Origin of the sequence: Pseudomonas sp. PS01303, from assembly GCF_029959385.1 — a bacterium.
GTDB classification, from domain to species: Bacteria; Pseudomonadota; Gammaproteobacteria; order Pseudomonadales; family Pseudomonadaceae; genus Aquipseudomonas; species Aquipseudomonas rustica.
This window is the reverse complement of the sequence record NZ_JASCPK010000150.1, coordinates 1-14,484: the sequence shown is the minus strand read 5'-3', so window position 1 is coordinate 14,484 and position 14,484 is coordinate 1. Positions and strand designations below refer to the sequence as shown.

General features: G+C 59.4%; 11 protein-coding genes and 1 pseudogene. 8 read left to right on the top strand and 4 right to left on the bottom strand.

Annotated features, from left to right (window positions below):
* Nucleotides 1-134 precede the first annotated feature (134 nt).
* From dapE to QMX93_RS26045, 3 genes are all read left to right on the top strand, one after another.
* Entirely contained in the window at nt 135-1,286 is a 1,152-nt protein-coding gene (gene dapE, locus QMX93_RS26055) for a succinyl-diaminopimelate desuccinylase (RefSeq protein ID WP_008078428.1), read from the top strand.
* Nucleotides 1,286-2,095, top strand: a complete 810-nt coding sequence (locus tag QMX93_RS26050) for a putative RNA methyltransferase (RefSeq protein ID WP_282358435.1) — start codon at nt 1,286-1,288, stop codon at nt 2,093-2,095. Before dapE ends, QMX93_RS26050 begins: the two co-directional genes overlap by 1 nt.
* Nucleotides 2,096-2,171: 76 nt before the next feature.
* Nucleotides 2,172-2,549, top strand: a complete 378-nt coding sequence (locus QMX93_RS26045; RefSeq protein WP_282358434.1) for a hypothetical protein — start codon at nt 2,172-2,174, stop codon at nt 2,547-2,549.
* Between the two features lie 111 nt (nt 2,550-2,660).
* Here QMX93_RS26045 and QMX93_RS26040 read toward each other — a convergent pair whose 3' ends face one another.
* On the bottom strand, nt 2,661-2,870 hold the full coding sequence (locus tag QMX93_RS26040; RefSeq protein WP_053117589.1) for a cold-shock protein: 210 nt from the start codon (nt 2,868-2,870) through the stop codon (nt 2,661-2,663).
* 238 nt (nt 2,871-3,108) lie between these two features.
* Here QMX93_RS26040 and plsB point away from each other — a divergent pair, with 238 nt between their 5' ends.
* The 4 genes from plsB to QMX93_RS26020 all read left to right on the top strand — a co-directional run bounded on the left by plsB (nt 3,109) and on the right by QMX93_RS26020 (nt 7,571).
* Nucleotides 3,109-5,607, top strand: a complete 2,499-nt coding sequence (plsB, locus tag QMX93_RS26035; RefSeq protein ID WP_282358433.1) for a glycerol-3-phosphate 1-O-acyltransferase PlsB — start codon at nt 3,109-3,111, stop codon at nt 5,605-5,607.
* A 97-nt stretch (nt 5,608-5,704) separates the two neighbouring features.
* Nucleotides 5,705-6,391, top strand: coding sequence for a hypothetical protein (locus QMX93_RS26030; protein WP_282358432.1), 687 nt, complete (start codon nt 5,705-5,707; stop codon nt 6,389-6,391).
* A gap of 51 nt (nt 6,392-6,442) precedes the next feature.
* Complete coding sequence (locus QMX93_RS26025) at nt 6,443-6,841, top strand: YbaY family lipoprotein (protein ID WP_282358431.1); 399 nt, start codon at nt 6,443-6,445, stop codon at nt 6,839-6,841.
* A gap of 40 nt (nt 6,842-6,881) precedes the next feature.
* Entirely contained in the window at nt 6,882-7,571 is a 690-nt protein-coding gene (locus QMX93_RS26020; RefSeq protein ID WP_053117582.1) for a DUF4197 domain-containing protein, read from the top strand.
* 133 nt (nt 7,572-7,704) lie between these two features.
* Here QMX93_RS26020 and QMX93_RS26015 read toward each other — a convergent pair.
* The 3 genes and pseudogenes from QMX93_RS26015 to QMX93_RS26005 all read right to left on the bottom strand — a co-directional run.
* Nucleotides 7,705-8,790: pseudogene (locus QMX93_RS26015) on the bottom strand (Fic family protein); the annotation flags it as partial.
* Between the two features lie 708 nt (nt 8,791-9,498).
* Nucleotides 9,499-12,567, bottom strand: coding sequence for an efflux RND transporter permease subunit (locus tag QMX93_RS26010; protein ID WP_282358430.1), 3,069 nt, complete (start codon nt 12,565-12,567; stop codon nt 9,499-9,501).
* A gap of 6 nt (nt 12,568-12,573) precedes the next feature.
* Entirely contained in the window at nt 12,574-13,674 is a 1,101-nt protein-coding gene (locus QMX93_RS26005; RefSeq protein WP_282358429.1) for an efflux RND transporter periplasmic adaptor subunit, read from the bottom strand.
* A gap of 94 nt (nt 13,675-13,768) precedes the next feature.
* On the opposite strand from QMX93_RS26005, the gene QMX93_RS26000 reads away from it, so the two are divergent.
* A complete protein-coding gene (locus tag QMX93_RS26000) occupies nt 13,769-14,404 on the top strand; it encodes a TetR/AcrR family transcriptional regulator (RefSeq protein ID WP_212543962.1) in 636 nt (211 codons plus the stop codon).
* The last annotated feature ends 80 nt before the right edge of the window (nt 14,405-14,484 follow it).

Genomic DNA, 14,484 nt, shown 5'->3' with positions numbered 1-14,484 from the left:
TGCCAACAAACTCGGTAGCCGCTGCCGCAGGCGGCTATCTTTTGATCTCGCTGTTGATTTCAAGAAACAAAATCAAAAGATCGCAGCCTGCGGCAGCTCCTACAGGTTTACCGTGCGCACCCCGGAGTTATTACATGACGGCCCACGCCGACCTTTCGCCGACCCTCCAACTCGCCATCGACCTGATCCGCCGTCCGTCCGTGACGCCGGTCGACGCCGATTGCCAGAAGCAGATGATGCAGCGCCTGGGCGATGCCGGTTTCAGCCTCGAGCCGATGCGCATCGAAGATGTGGATAACTTCTGGGCCACCCACGGCAACAACGACGGCCCGGTGCTGTGCTTCGCCGGCCACACCGACGTGGTGCCGACCGGCCCGGTTACCGCGTGGCAGATCGACCCGTTCAACGCTCTGATCGATGAACACGGCATGCTTTGCGGCCGTGGCGCGGCAGACATGAAAGGCAGCCTGGCATCGATGACCGTCGCCGCCGAGCGCTTCGTCGCCGACTACCCGAACCACAAGGGCAAGGTCGCGTTCCTGATCACCAGCGATGAAGAAGGCCCGGCGCACCACGGCACCAAGGCTGTGGTCGAGCGTTTGGCCGCGCGCAACGAGCGTCTGGACTGGTGCATCGTCGGCGAACCGTCGAGCACCACGCTGGTGGGCGACGTGGTGAAAAACGGCCGTCGCGGCTCGCTGGGCGCCAAGCTCACCGTCAAAGGCATTCAGGGTCACGTCGCTTACCCGCATCTGGCGAAGAACCCGATCCACCTCGCCGCTCCGGCGCTGGCCGAACTCGCCGCCGAGCATTGGGATCACGGCAACGATTTCTTCCCGCCGACCAGTTTCCAGATCTCCAACGTCAACTCCGGCACCGGCGCGACCAACGTGATTCCGGGCGATCTGGTGGCGGTGTTCAACTTCCGTTTCTCCACCGAATCGACCGTCGAAGGCCTGCAGAAACGCGTTGCCGATATTCTCGACAAACACGATCTGGACTGGCACATCGACTGGGCGCTGTCCGGCCTGCCGTTCCTTACCGAACCGGGCGCACTGCTCGACGCGGTGTCGGCGAGCATCAAGGACATCACCGGTCGCGAGACCAAAGCGTCGACCAGCGGCGGTACCTCCGATGGCCGTTTCATCGCGACCATGGGCACACAGGTTGTTGAACTGGGCCCGGTCAACGCGACCATCCACCAGGTCAACGAACGCGTGCTGGCAGCGGATCTCGACGTACTGACCGAGATCTACTACCAAACCATGATCAAGTTGCTCGCCTGATGCTCGCGTGTCCGATCTGCAGTGAGCCGCTGAATGCGGTGGATAACGGCGTGGTCTGCCCCGCCGGCCACCGCTTCGACCGTGCGCGCCAGGGTTATCTGAACCTGCTGCCGGTGCAGCACAAAAACAGCCGTGATCCTGGCGACAATCAGGCCATGGTCGAAGCGCGCCGCGATTTTTTGAACGCCGGCCATTACGCGCCGGTGGCCAAGCGTCTGGCCGAGCTGGCGGCGAGTTATGCGCCGGGGCGCTGGGTCGATATCGGTTGTGGCGAGGGTTACTACACCGCGCAAATCGCCGAGGCCTTGCCGAACGCCAATGGCTACGCGCTGGACATCTCCCGCGAAGCGGTCAAACGCGCGTGCAAACGTAATCCGGCAATTAGCTGGTTGATCGCCAGCATGGCCCGTGTGCCGTTGGCGTCGGGCAGTTGCCAGTTTCTCGCCAGCGTTTTCAGCCCGCTTGATTGGGAAGAAGCCAAGCGATTGCTCAGCGTCGGCGGCGGTCTGATGAAAGTCGGCCCGACCAGCGGCCATCTGATGGAACTGCGCGAACGCCTGTACGACGAAGTGCGCGAGTACACCGACGACAAGCATCTGGCCCTCGTGCCGGAAGGCATGGCGCTGGCGCACAGTGAAACCCTGGAATTCAAACTGACCCTGAACAAGCCCGAGGATCGCGCCAACCTGTTGGCGATGACACCCCACGGCTGGCGCGCCAGTGCCGAGCGTCGCGCGGCGGTGATCGAACAGGCCGAGCCGTTCGAGACCACCGTGTCGATGCGCTACGATTATTTCGTTCTTCAATAAACTTTTGGCCTCGGGCGAGTGCCCGGGGCCGGCTAAATCCGCGAATGGATTTTTCAGACCCGCAGTGAGGACATCCATGCGCCAACCGGACATCGAGATTTACCTGAAAGACGCCGACGTCGACCACAAGGCCATTTCGGCCTGGCTGGGCGCCGCGCTGGGCCCGTGCACCGACTGGGTTCAGAAAGGCCAGACCTGGAAGTGCAAGGCCGGCAACGTGCCGGTGACCTGGCTGCCGAAAGCCGTGGGCAAGTGGAATAGCCTGTACCTGGAAAGCGACCAGACGCCGTGGGACGACGACATCGCCTGCGCACGTGCCGCGTTTGCCGCGCTGAACGTGGAAGTGCGTTGCGCGCCGGGCACGTGGGTCGAGGAAGAAGGTGAAGAGACGGCTGATCGCTGGATGCGCATCAGCGCAGACGGTGAAGAAGAAATCACCTGGAAAACCGCCTGACACTGATCGTTCCCACGCTCTGCGTGGGAATGCAACCCGGGACGCTCTGCGTCCCAATGCGGACGCAGAGCGTCCGTTGAGGCATTCCCACGCAGAGCGTGGGAACGATCATTACAGGCCTACAACGTCTTCCGCCTGCAAGCCCTTCTCGCCAGTAATCACCGCGTACTCAACCTGCTGACCTTCAGCCAGCGACCGGTGCCCTTCGCCGCGAATCGCGCGGTAGTGCACGAATACGTCCACCCCGTCTTCGCGCTGAATAAAGCCGTAGCCTTTGGCGTCGTTGAACCACTTCACGTTGCCGGTTTCACGTGTTGCCATCTGTTCATACTCCTTTTTTATTATTGAACAGGCTTTTCGCAGGAAAGCCTTTGAGGAACGTCAGCCTGCATCCGACGTCCATAAAAGGGCCCCGGCGACAGACCGCCGAGTATATGACAGGTGCGAAAAGTCTCAACAGGAGATTACTTCGCCGCTTTTTTGCCGATTTTCGTCCAATACGGCACACTATCGACCGCCCGAGCAAACGCTCGGTTTTATTCACTCACGCAGAAGCCGTATGACCCGTTCCCCGTTCCGCCGTCTTGTGTTTGGCACCCTGCGCCGACTGTTGTATCTCTGGGTTCGCTCGGAGACGATCAACCAGTCGTCGTTCACCCTCAACCTCGACCGCAGTCGTCCGGTGTTCTACGTCCTGCAAAACCCTTCGCTGACCGATCTGGCCGTGCTCGACACCGAGTGCACCAAGGCCGGCCTGCCGCGTCCGGTGCTGCCGGTGTCGGTGGGTTCGCTGATTGAACCAGCGGCGTTTTTCTACCTGACGCCGGATCCAGACTGGCTCGGTCGCCAGGACAAACGCGGCGCACCGCCGACCCTGACTCGCCTCGTCAGCGCCCTCACCCAGAACGCTGCCGAAGACGCGCAGATCATTCCGGTCAGCGTGTTCTGGGGTCAGTCGCCGGACAGCGAAAACAGTCCGTGGAAGTTGCTGTTCGCCGACAGCTGGGCCGTTACCGGACGTCTGCGTCGGCTGCTGAGCATCATCGTCCTCGGCCGCAAAACCCGCGTGCAATTCTCCGCACCGATTCACCTGCGCGAGCTGATCGAGCACAACAAGGGTCACGAACGCACTGTGCGCATGGCCCAGCGGATCCTGCGCGTGCACTTCCGCAACCTCAAAGCAGCAGTGATCGGCCCGGACATTTCCCACCGCCGTAACTTGGTCAAAGGTCTGCTCAACCAGCCACTGGTCAAGCAAGCGATCCTCGACGAAGCCGAGCGCGAAAACATCTCCGCGGAAAAAGCCAAGGCCCAGGCCCTGCGCTACGGCAATGAGATCGCCTCGGACTACACCTACACCGCGATCCGTTTCCTCGAAGTGGTGCTGAGCTGGTTCTGGAACAAGATTTACGACGGCATCAAGGTCAACCACATCGAAGGCGTGCAGAAGGTCGCTCAGGGTCACGAAGTGATCTATGTGCCGTGCCACCGCAGCCACATCGACTACCTGCTGCTGTCGTACCTGCTGTTCCGCAACGGCCTGACCCCGCCGCACATCGCCGCCGGGATCAACTTGAACATGCCGGTGATCGGCAGCCTGCTGCGGCGTGGCGGCGCGTTCTTCATGCGCCGCACCTTCAAGGGCAATCCGCTGTACACCTCGGTGTTCAACGAATACCTGCACACCCTGTTCACCAAAGGCTTCCCGGTCGAGTACTTCGTCGAGGGCGGCCGCTCGCGCACCGGGCGCATGCTGCAACCGAAAACCGGCATGCTCGCGATCACCCTGCGCAGCTTCCTGCGTTCGTCGCGCATGCCTATCGTGTTTGTACCGGTGTACATCGGTTACGAGCGCGTGCTGGAAGGTCGCACCTACCTCGGCGAACTGCGCGGGGCGAGCAAGAAGAAAGAATCGATCTTCGATATTTTCAAAGTCATCGGCGCGCTCAAGCAGCGCTTCGGTCAGGTCGCCGTTAACTTCGGCGAGCCGATCAAGCTGGCGGAATTCCTCGACGCCGAGCAACCGGATTGGCGCCAACAGGAACTCGGCCCGCAGTACAAACCGGCGTGGCTCAACGAAACCACCAACCGCCTCGGCGAGAAGGTCGCGCAGCATTTGAACGAAGCGGCGGCGATCAACCCGGTCAACCTGGTGGCACTGGCGCTGCTGTCGACCACGCGCCTGGCGCTGGACGATCGGGCGATGGCGCGGGTGCTGGATCTGTATCTGGCGCTGCTGCGCAAAGTCCCGTACTCGCCACACACCACGCTCCCGGAAGGCGATGGTCGTGCCTTGATCGAGCACGTGAAGGACATGGATCTGCTGTCCGAGCAGAACGATGCGCTGGGCAAGATTCTCTATCTCGGCGAGCAGAACGCCGTCCTGATGACCTACTACCGCAACAACGTGTTGCACATCTTCGCCCTGCCGGCGTTGCTCGCGAGCTTCTTTCAGAGCGCTTCGCGCATGAGCCGCGAACAGATCCTGCGCTACACCCGCGCGCTGTATCCGTACTTGCAGTCGGAACTGTTCATTCGCTGGTCGCTGGACGAACTGGATGCCGTGGTCGATCAGTGGCTGGAAGCATTCGTCGAGCAAGGTCTGCTGCGTTTCGAGAAAGACGTCTACCTGCGTCCGGCGCCAAGTTCGCGGCATTTTGTGTTGCTGACATTGCTGTCGAAAAGCATCGCGCAGACCTTGCAGCGTTTCTACATGACCGTGTCCTTGCTGCTCAACAGTGGCCAGAACAGCATCAGCGCCGAAGAACTGGAAGACCTCTGCACCGTCATGGCCCAGCGCCTGTCGATCCTCCACGGCCTCAACGCCCCGGAGTTTTTCGACAAGAGCCTGTTCCGTCACTTCATCCAGACCCTCCTCGACCTCGACGTGCTGCGTCGCGACGAGGCCGGCAAGCTCAGTTACCACGAAATGCTCGGCGAATTGGCCGAAGGTGCGGCCAAGCGCGTACTGCCAGCGGACATTCGTTTGTCGATCCGCCAGGTTGCGCTGCATCGCAGTGAAGATGCGGCTGAAAGCGCGGTAACCGCCGAAGGCTGAAACTTGCCGATAACTAACGGAGAGCCCGCTGGGTTCTCCCGTTAGTTGATTCGTGGATAAATAGGCTCACTTTAAAAATCGCGATAAGGATATCGAGATGAGCCTGCTGCACGAACCAACTCCCATCGTCACCGTCGACTTCCGTCTGCCCCCAGACTTCCGCGCTCCTGAGGGCGGTGAGAATGAAACGGTGGTCAGCGTCAAAGTGGTTAACTCCACTTCGCCGATCAACATTAAAGACTGGCGGCACTCGTCAGTCTTTGATGTCGACTGGAAGTTCTCATTTCCGCATCAGTACAGCGATGTCGGCGTGAAGTATCAGATCAACGTTCAAATGTTCCATGACCAACAGCCTTTGCTGGTGGCGCTGGACTACTTCGTTATCGTCAACACAGCCCCGCACCGGCAGACGCTGCATCTAAGTCCGATCGGCTTTCTGTATGTGGAAGCTCAGGAGCCCAGTGTCGTTGCTGAACATGAAGCCGTGACGATCAGTCTGCACGATGCTGATGACCCGAATACCCAACTTACCCGCGTCACTCAAGATGAACAAACCGCCGCTTCGTTTTATCTGCAATACGATCCAGACAGGGTCATACCCGGCAAGCGCTATGCGTTAAGCGGTATGGAAAACCGCTATCACCAATCCATTACAGTCACGCCGTGGCATGTCGAACTTGCGCCGGTTTCGCCTACGTTGAGTTCGCGGCTATCGCTGTGGATCTCGCAGTGGCTGGAGAAACCATTACGTTTGTTCACTGACGTTGATGGCAAAATCCGCTAGATTTCTCTTCGGCGCCGGGATTCTTCCGGCGCAAAAGTATTAGAGGTTCCGATGAAAAAACTCACCCTTCTCGCCGCCGCCACGCTGTTGAGCGCCTGCCAATCGACCACCCCCGCCGGCAAGGCCAGCCTCGATGGCGAAGTGTTCTACCTGCAACGCATCGCCCTGCCACCGAGCGCGACCCTGAGCGTGAGCCTGCAAGACGTTTCCCTCGCCGACGCCCCGTCGGTCGTGCTCAACGAGCAGAAAGGCCCGATCAAAGGCCAGGTGCCACTGCCGTTCCACTTGAGCTACGATCCGGCGCAGGTCAAACCCGGCCACCGTTATTCGGTCAGCGCGCGTATCGAAGTCAACGGCGAGCTGATGTTCATCACCACCGAAAACCACGCCGTGCAACTCGACGGCAACGACCCGCAGCCGCTGAAAATCCGCGTCGACGCGATTCGTTAATTCATTCTCCGCCACCCATTTCCGCAACAAGGAAGCCGCCATGCTCCGCCCTACCCTTCGCTTCGCCGGCCTGTGCGCCGGCCTGATGATCAGCGCCAATGCTCTGGCCCTGTCACTCAGCGACCTGTCCCAACAAGACGCCACCGGCGGCCTCAAGGATGCCCTGACCCAAGGCGCGCAAATCGCTGTCAAACAACTGGGCACCCCGGGCGGCTTCAGCAACAACCCCGAGGTGAAAATCGAACTGCCGGGCAAACTCGGCAAAGCCGCCAGCAAAATGAAAGCCTTCGGCATGGGCGCCCAGGTTGAAGAACTCGAAACCGCGATGAACAAAGCGGCGGAAAGTGCCGTTACCCAGGCCCAGCCAATCCTCGTCGACGCCGTGAAAAAAATGAGCGTCGCTGACGCCAAAGGCATCCTCAGCGGCGGCCAGGATTCAGCCACGCAATACCTCGACAAATCCAGCCGCGAACAAATCCGCGCCAAGTTCCTGCCGATCGTCAAACAGGCGACCGACAAAGTCGGCGTGGCGCAGAAGTACAACTCGTTCGCCGGCCAGGCTGCAGCGTTCGGTGTGGTCGATGCGAAAAGCGCGAATGTCGAAAACTACGTCACCGAACAGGCACTGAACGGCTTGTTCGAAATGATTGGCAAACAAGAAGAAACCATCCGCCAGAACCCGGCCGCTGCGGCGACGAGTCTGGCGAAAAAAGTCTTCGGCACGCTGTAACGTCACCTGTAGGATCTGCCGCAGGCTGCGATCTTTTGATCTTGTCTTTGCTGTCGAGCATTGAAGATCAAAAGATCGCAGCCTTCGGCAGCTCCTACAGGGTTTTCTGTCAGGCTGCATGGGTCTTGTAGACCACGCTCTTGCGGTATACATCGGTGAACCGGCTTACCGCTCGCTGAATCACCGAACACTGAAACTCGATGAAGTACGTCAGATCCAGCTCATCCGCTTCGCTATGCAAATAAGAGCGCCCATACTTCACCGGCGCATTGCGCAACAGCAAACTGATCGCAATGTAACGAAACGCCGCAAACTCGTTCTTGAACATGAACCAGTAAAACAACGCCCGCGCGACCCGCCCGTTACCGTCGCGAAAGGGATGCTCGTAACCCAAGGCAAAATGCAGCGTGATCGCCTTGATCAGCGGATGCACATGACCCTTCTCCTGAGGTGATCCCTCAGGCAAATTGATCCAGTCCGACAACCTTTCTAGCCGCAAGACCAACCCGGCAGAGGGCGGAGGACGATGCACCGTATTGCCCGCGCCGTCCTGAACAACCACCTCATCATTCGCCCGGAAAACGCCCGGAGAATAATCCTCGTCAGCAATCCCCTCCACCCCCACCCGATGCATCGCTGCGATCAAATCCACACTCATGGGCTCATCGCGTTTCTCCCAGGCGAAATTCATCATCCTGTAGTTGCCCATCACCATCCGCTCATCCGGCGTACGCGGCTGACGCCGATGCCTGAGCATGTCCTTGGCCACACGCGAAGTCGTCGCCGCGCCCTCTAACTGACTACTGGCGATGGCCTCATCCTCGATCAAATCACTGAGCAAAAAACTGGAAGGCGCCTGCTCGCCCATCTGACGAGTCATATAATCCAGGGCCGCCGACGTCGTCTGCCGATCCACTATCGACAACGTGATCTGAGCCAACGGCGTCAGCACATATTTGCCCCACTGCACCGGCTCGCCCAACGGCAACAGATTGACGTACTGCGCCACCCGCGCCTTCTTGACCAACGCCCAACACACCTTCACATCCAACCCGGACGCCCAGCGATAACGCAACGCCTCGAAAGGCAGATAACGGCCCTGATCATCCAGCGGCTTGAGCAACGCCAGATAATCCGCCAGACGCTGCTTGTGCGGCGAGCGCAGCAGAAGATTGAACACGGGATCGGATCGGCCTTTGAAGACGGGTGGGTTTTTCATGAAGGGTGGGCTCGAGGCGGTTGAAAACAGACGCTGGAGTACAACACCCGAGGGGGGAAAGGCTCAATATCGGAGGTTTCTGAAAAAGATGTAGGAAGGAAATAGAGGCAACTCAGGCAGAGATTGGTCGGCTGTCAGGCCGCCTTCGCGAGCAGGCTCACTCCTACAATTGGATCGTGTTGAGTCAGACAGAGCATGGTTGGCTGGCGGGCCGTTATCGCGAGCAGGCTCGCTCCTACAATTGGATCGTGTACGTCCGGGCAGAAACAGGTCGGCTGTCAGGCCGCCTTCGCGAGCAAGCTTTGCTCCTACAAAAGCAGGATCAAAAGATCGCAGCCTTCGGCAGCTCCTACAAGGAATCGTGGCGCACCCACGCCAACCACTAGGCCGAGTGTCAGCTCGCCTGCTTTTGATTTTGATCTTAGAGCCCGTCGGGAGGCTGAGTGGAGGGATTCATACGGGGAAAGCATCGAGAGGAGGTGCAGCGAAGCAAACCGTAGGCGATGCCCCCGGATGAACCCGAAACGAAGGAACCCGAGCCTTAGCGAGGGCCGGACGTCAGGGCACAGACCTTTGGTTCCTTTGGGGCGTTTGCCAAAGGGACTCGCCGTAAGGGCGAAACCACAATCAGCAACCCCCGCAGAAACGGATATTCACCCAAAACCCCAAGAACATGGTCGGCCCAAAGGCCGCCAAGTAACCGAAAGATCAAGCCTCCCGCCGAACCCTGAACCAAGCCGCATACAACGCCGGCAAAAACAACAGCGTCAAAGCCGTAGCCACAATCAACCCGCCCATAATCGCCACCGCCATCGGCCCAAAAAACACACTGCGCGACAACGGAATCATCGCCAACACCGCCGCCAACGCCGTCAACACAATCGGCCGAAACCGCCGCACCGTCGCCTCAATAATCGCCTGCCAAGGCCCAAGCCCCGACTTGATATCCTGCTCAATCTGATCCACCAGAATCACCGAATTGCGCATGATCATCCCCGACAACGCAATCGTCCCCAACATCGCCACAAACCCGAACGGCTGACGGAACACCATCAAAAACAGCACCACCCCAATCAACCCCAGCGGCGCCGTCAAAAACACCATCACCGTGCGCGAAAAACTGCGCAACTGCACCATCAGCAACGTCAGCACCACCACGATAAACATCGGCACCCCGGCATTCACCGACTTCTGCCCACGCTCGGAATCCTCCACCGTGCCGCCGACATCCAGCAAATACCCATCCGGCAACTCCGCCCGAATCGGATCGAGCGTCGGCATGATCTGCTTGATCAACGTCGCCGGCTGCTCCTTGCCATAAATGTCCGCGCGCACCGTTACCGTCGGCAACCGATTGCGGTGCCAGATAATCCCTTCTTCAAAGCCATATTCCAGCGTCGCGACCTGCGACAACGCCACACTGCGGCCGTTATCCGTCGGCACCGCCAGACTCGGCAACAACGACAACTCGGTGCGCTCATGCACCGTGCCGCGCAGCAGAATCTCGATCAACTCGTTGTCTTCGCGGTACTGGCTGACACTCGCGCCGGTCAGCGAACTCTGCAGAAACTTCGCCAGATTGGCCGTGCTCACACCGAGCGCCCGGGCACGATCCTGATCGATGTTCAGGTACACGACTTTGCTCGGTTCCTCCCAATCCAGATGCACATTGACCACATACGGATTCTCGCGAACCTTGGTCGCGACTTTGCGCGCCAGCGCACGGACTTCTTCGATGTGTTCGCCGGTGACACGGAACTGCACCGGGTAACCTACCGGCGGGCCATTCTCCAGACGCGTGACCCGCGAACGCATCGCCGGGAATTGCTCGTTCAATGTGCTGATCAACCAGCTGCGCAGCGCCTCACGTTCCTCGATGGTTTTCGCCAACACCACAAACTGTGCGAAGCTCGCCGCCGGCAACTGCTGATCCAGCGGCAGATAAAAACGCGGCGAACCGGTGCCGATATACGCCACATAATTATCGATGCCGGCGTGATCCTTGAGCATCGCTTCCAGGCGTTTGACCTCACCGGTGGTATTGGCCAGCGATGCGCCTTCGGCCAGTTTTAGATCGACCATCAATTCCAGTCGATTGGAGGCCGGGAAGAACTGCTGTGGAACGTAACGGAACAACATTACCGAAGCGATAAACAGCCCCACCGTCAGCACGATCACGGTTTTACGGTGCACCACACACCACTCGACCAGCCGCCGAACACGCTGATAAAACGGCGTGCCATACGGATCCGGCTGACCATCGCCCGTGCCGTGTTTGGCGGCGTGAATTTTCGCCAGATCCGGCAGGAGTTTTTCCCCCAGATACGGCACGAACATCACCGCCGCCACCCACGAAGCGAGCAGCGCGATGGTCACCACCTGAAAGATTGATCGGGTGTATTCGCCGGTGCCGGACTGCGCGGTGGCAATCGGGAGGAACCCGGCAGCGGTGATCAACGTACCGGTGAGCATCGGAAACGCGGTGCTGGTCCAGGCATAACTCGCCGCGCGGATGCGATCGAAACCCTGCTCCATTTTGATCGCCATCATTTCCACGGCGATGATCGCGTCGTCCACCAGCAGGCCCAGCGCCAATACCAACGCGCCGAGGGAAATCTTGTGCAGACCGATATTCAGGTAATACATGCAGGCGAAGGTCATCGCCAACACCAGCGGAATGGTCAGCGCCACGACCATGCCGGTGCGCACGCCGAGGGAGAAGAAGCTCACCAGCAAGACAATTGCCAGCGCTTCGACCAACACCTGGACGAACTCGCCGACCCCGGTTTTCACTGCCGCTGGCTGGTCGGAAACCTTGCGCAATTGCATGCCGGCCGGAAGGTTTTTCTGGATCCGCGAGAACTCGACTTCCAGCGCTTTACCGAGCACCAGAATGTCGCCGCCGTCCTTCATCGCCACGGCCAGACCGATCGCATCCTCGCCCATAAAGCGCATGCGCGGTGCCGGTGGATCGTTGAAACCACGGCGCACATCGGCGACATCGGAGATGCGGAACGTGCGATCACCGACACGGATCGGGAAGTTTCTTATCTCATCGACTGTCTGAAAATTCCCCGACACCCGTAGCTGCAATCGCTCACTGCCAGTTTCAAAGAATCCCGCAGTCGAAACCGCATTCTGCTCTTGCAGCGCCTGTTGCACCGCCGCCAACGGTAAACCGAGGGTCGCCAGTTTGACGTTGGATAACTCGACCCAGATTTTTTCGTCCTGCAAACCGAGCAAGTCGACCTTGCCGACATCCTTGACTCGTTGCAGCTGGATCTGGATGCGGTCGGCGTAATCCTTGAGCACCGCGTAGTCGAAACCGTCGCCGGTCAGCGCATAGATATTGCCGAACGTGGTGCCGAATTCATCGTTGAAAAACGGCCCCTGAATATCCGGCGGCAACGTGTGGCGGATATCGGCGACCTTCTTGCGCACCTGATACCAGAGGTCGGGGATTTCCTTGGAATGCATAGAGTCGCGGGCGATAAACGTGACCTGCGATTCACCGGGGCGTGAGAACGAGACGATGCGCTCGTACTCACCGGTTTCCATCAGTTTCTTTTCAATGCGTTCGGTGACCTGGCGCGAGACCTCCTGCGCGGTCGCGCCCGGCCAGCGGGTCTGAATGACCATGGCTTTGAAGGTGAACGGCGGGTCTTCACTCTGGCCGAGTTTGGTGTAGGACAACGCGCCGACGATGGCCAGCAAAAGCATCAGGAACAGTACGATCTGGCGATTACGCAGCGCCCATTCGGAAAGGTTGAAGCGCATCGGGACTTACTCCTTGTCCGCCAGATTGACCACACGGTTGGAGCGATCCACCGGACGCACCTGCTGACCTTCCAAAAGCACATGCACGCCGGCCGCCACCACCCAGTCGTTGGCGTTCAAGCCTTCAAGCACCGGCACGGTTTTTTCGCCGAACGGGCCGACGCGCACCGAGGTTTTCTTCAACGTGTTGTTGCCGTTGACCACCCAGACGTAGGTCGCACCGTTTTCAGCGGTGAGTGCCGAGAGCGGCACCGACAGCGACACGGCATCGGCCGATTGCACAAAGACGCGAGCGCTCTGGCCCAGCTCGGCCGGGACTTTGCCGGCGGTGAACGAAATGCGCGCGGCAAAGGTGCGCGAGCGTGGATCGGCGGCGGGCGACAGTTCGCGAATTTGTCCGGCGAAGCGCTGATTCTGCTGCGTCCACAATTCGACGGACACTGGCTGACCGACCTTGAAGCGGCCGAAGCTTTGCTCGGGCAGGCTGATCAACACCTCACGCTCGCCATCGGTGGCGAGGGTGTACACGGTCTGTCCGGCGGCAACCACTTGGCCGACTTCCACCGAACGCTTGGCCACCACGCCGTCCTGCGGCGCACGCAGCACCGCGTAACTGGCCTGATTGGTCGAAACGTTGAATTCAGCTTTGATTTGTTTGAGGCGGGCTTCACCTGAGCGGTAAAGGTTTTCGGCATTGTCGTAAGCCGAGCGGCTGACCATCTGCCGATCCATCAGGGTCTTGTAGCGATCGCGTTCGGCGCGCACCAGATTGAGATTGGCTTCGGCGGCGGCGACTTGCGCACGGGTGGCTTCCAGTTGCAGGCGCACGTCTTGCGGATCGAGTTCAGCGAGCGGTTGATCGGCCTTCACGCGCTGACCTTCATCGACCAGTCGTCGGCTGACTTTGCCACCAATGCGGAATGCCAGATCAGGTTCGTAGCGGGCGCGCACCTCGCCCGGATAACTTTCCATCGCCTGCGCCGAAGGCTCTGGCTGCACCACCATGGCCGGTCGCACGGTGACTTGCGTCACTTCTTCCTGACCGCACGCTGACAAAAGGAACGCCAGACTCGCTGGCAACGCACAGGACAACGCATGGCGGAACATGGTGACGGACCTTTCGCTAATGGTGCTTGGAATAATTATACTGGCGGGTATGTTATTAATAGCAAACTCACCAGTCCAGTATTAAAAGCGAAGAATGTCGAACAATCTTTCAGCTCCAAACGGCCCGGGCCGCCCCAAGGATCTGGCCAAACGCCAGGCGATCCTCGACGCGGCGAAAATTCTGTTTCTGAGTCATGGCTATGCCAACACCAGCATGGACGCGGTCGCCAGCGAGGCTGGCGTGTCGAAGCTGACGGTTTACAGCCATTTCAACGACAAGGAGACGCTGTTCTCCGCCGCCGTGATGGCCAAATGCGAGGAGCAATTACCCACACTGATCTTCGAATTGCCGGAAGGCATCGCCGTGGAAAATGTGTTGCTGAACATTGCCCGAGGCTTTCATCACCTGATCAACAGCGATGAATCGGTGAACCTCCACCGTTTGATCATGGCGCTGGGGGTGCAGGATCCGAAGCTTTCACTGATCTTCTTCGAGGCCGGCCCACAGCGCATGGTGCAAGGGATGGAGCGCTTGCTGACGCGCATCCATGAGAGCGGCGCGCTGAACATTGATCTGCCGCGCAATGCGGCCGAGCATTTCTTTTGCCTGATCAAAGGCGCCGGGAATTTCCGGCTGATGTTTGGTTGCGGGGAGCCGTTGAGCGAAGAGGCTGCGGAAAGCCATATTGAGGAAGTGGTGGGGTTGTTTATGCGCGCTTACAAACCCTGATTTCTTCGGCGCCTGGATCGACGCCTTCGCGAGCAGGCTCGCTCCCACATTGGACTGCATTTCAAATGTGGGAGCGAGCC

What these genes read in the sequence shown, in the direction of transcription:
- dapE (WP_008078428.1), top strand. Translation starts at nt 135, where the DNA reads ATGACGGCCCACGCCGACCTTTCGCCGACCCTCCAACTCGCCATCGAC.
- QMX93_RS26000 (WP_212543962.1), top strand. Translation starts at nt 13,769, where the DNA reads ATGTCGAACAATCTTTCAGCTCCAAACGGCCCGGGCCGCCCCAAGGAT.
- QMX93_RS26010 (WP_282358430.1), bottom strand. Translation starts at nt 12,567, where the DNA reads ATGCGCTTCAACCTTTCCGAATGGGCGCTGCGTAATCGCCAGATCGTA.
- QMX93_RS26050 (WP_282358435.1), top strand. Translation starts at nt 1,286, where the DNA reads ATGCTCGCGTGTCCGATCTGCAGTGAGCCGCTGAATGCGGTGGATAAC.
- QMX93_RS26045 (WP_282358434.1), top strand. Translation starts at nt 2,172, where the DNA reads ATGCGCCAACCGGACATCGAGATTTACCTGAAAGACGCCGACGTCGAC.
- plsB (WP_282358433.1), top strand. Translation starts at nt 3,109, where the DNA reads ATGACCCGTTCCCCGTTCCGCCGTCTTGTGTTTGGCACCCTGCGCCGA.
- QMX93_RS26040 (WP_053117589.1), bottom strand. Translation starts at nt 2,870, where the DNA reads ATGGCAACACGTGAAACCGGCAACGTGAAGTGGTTCAACGACGCCAAA.
- QMX93_RS26020 (WP_053117582.1), top strand. Translation starts at nt 6,882, where the DNA reads ATGCTCCGCCCTACCCTTCGCTTCGCCGGCCTGTGCGCCGGCCTGATG.
- QMX93_RS26005 (WP_282358429.1), bottom strand. Translation starts at nt 13,674, where the DNA reads ATGTTCCGCCATGCGTTGTCCTGTGCGTTGCCAGCGAGTCTGGCGTTC.
- QMX93_RS26025 (WP_282358431.1), top strand. Translation starts at nt 6,443, where the DNA reads ATGAAAAAACTCACCCTTCTCGCCGCCGCCACGCTGTTGAGCGCCTGC.
- QMX93_RS26030 (WP_282358432.1), top strand. Translation starts at nt 5,705, where the DNA reads ATGAGCCTGCTGCACGAACCAACTCCCATCGTCACCGTCGACTTCCGT.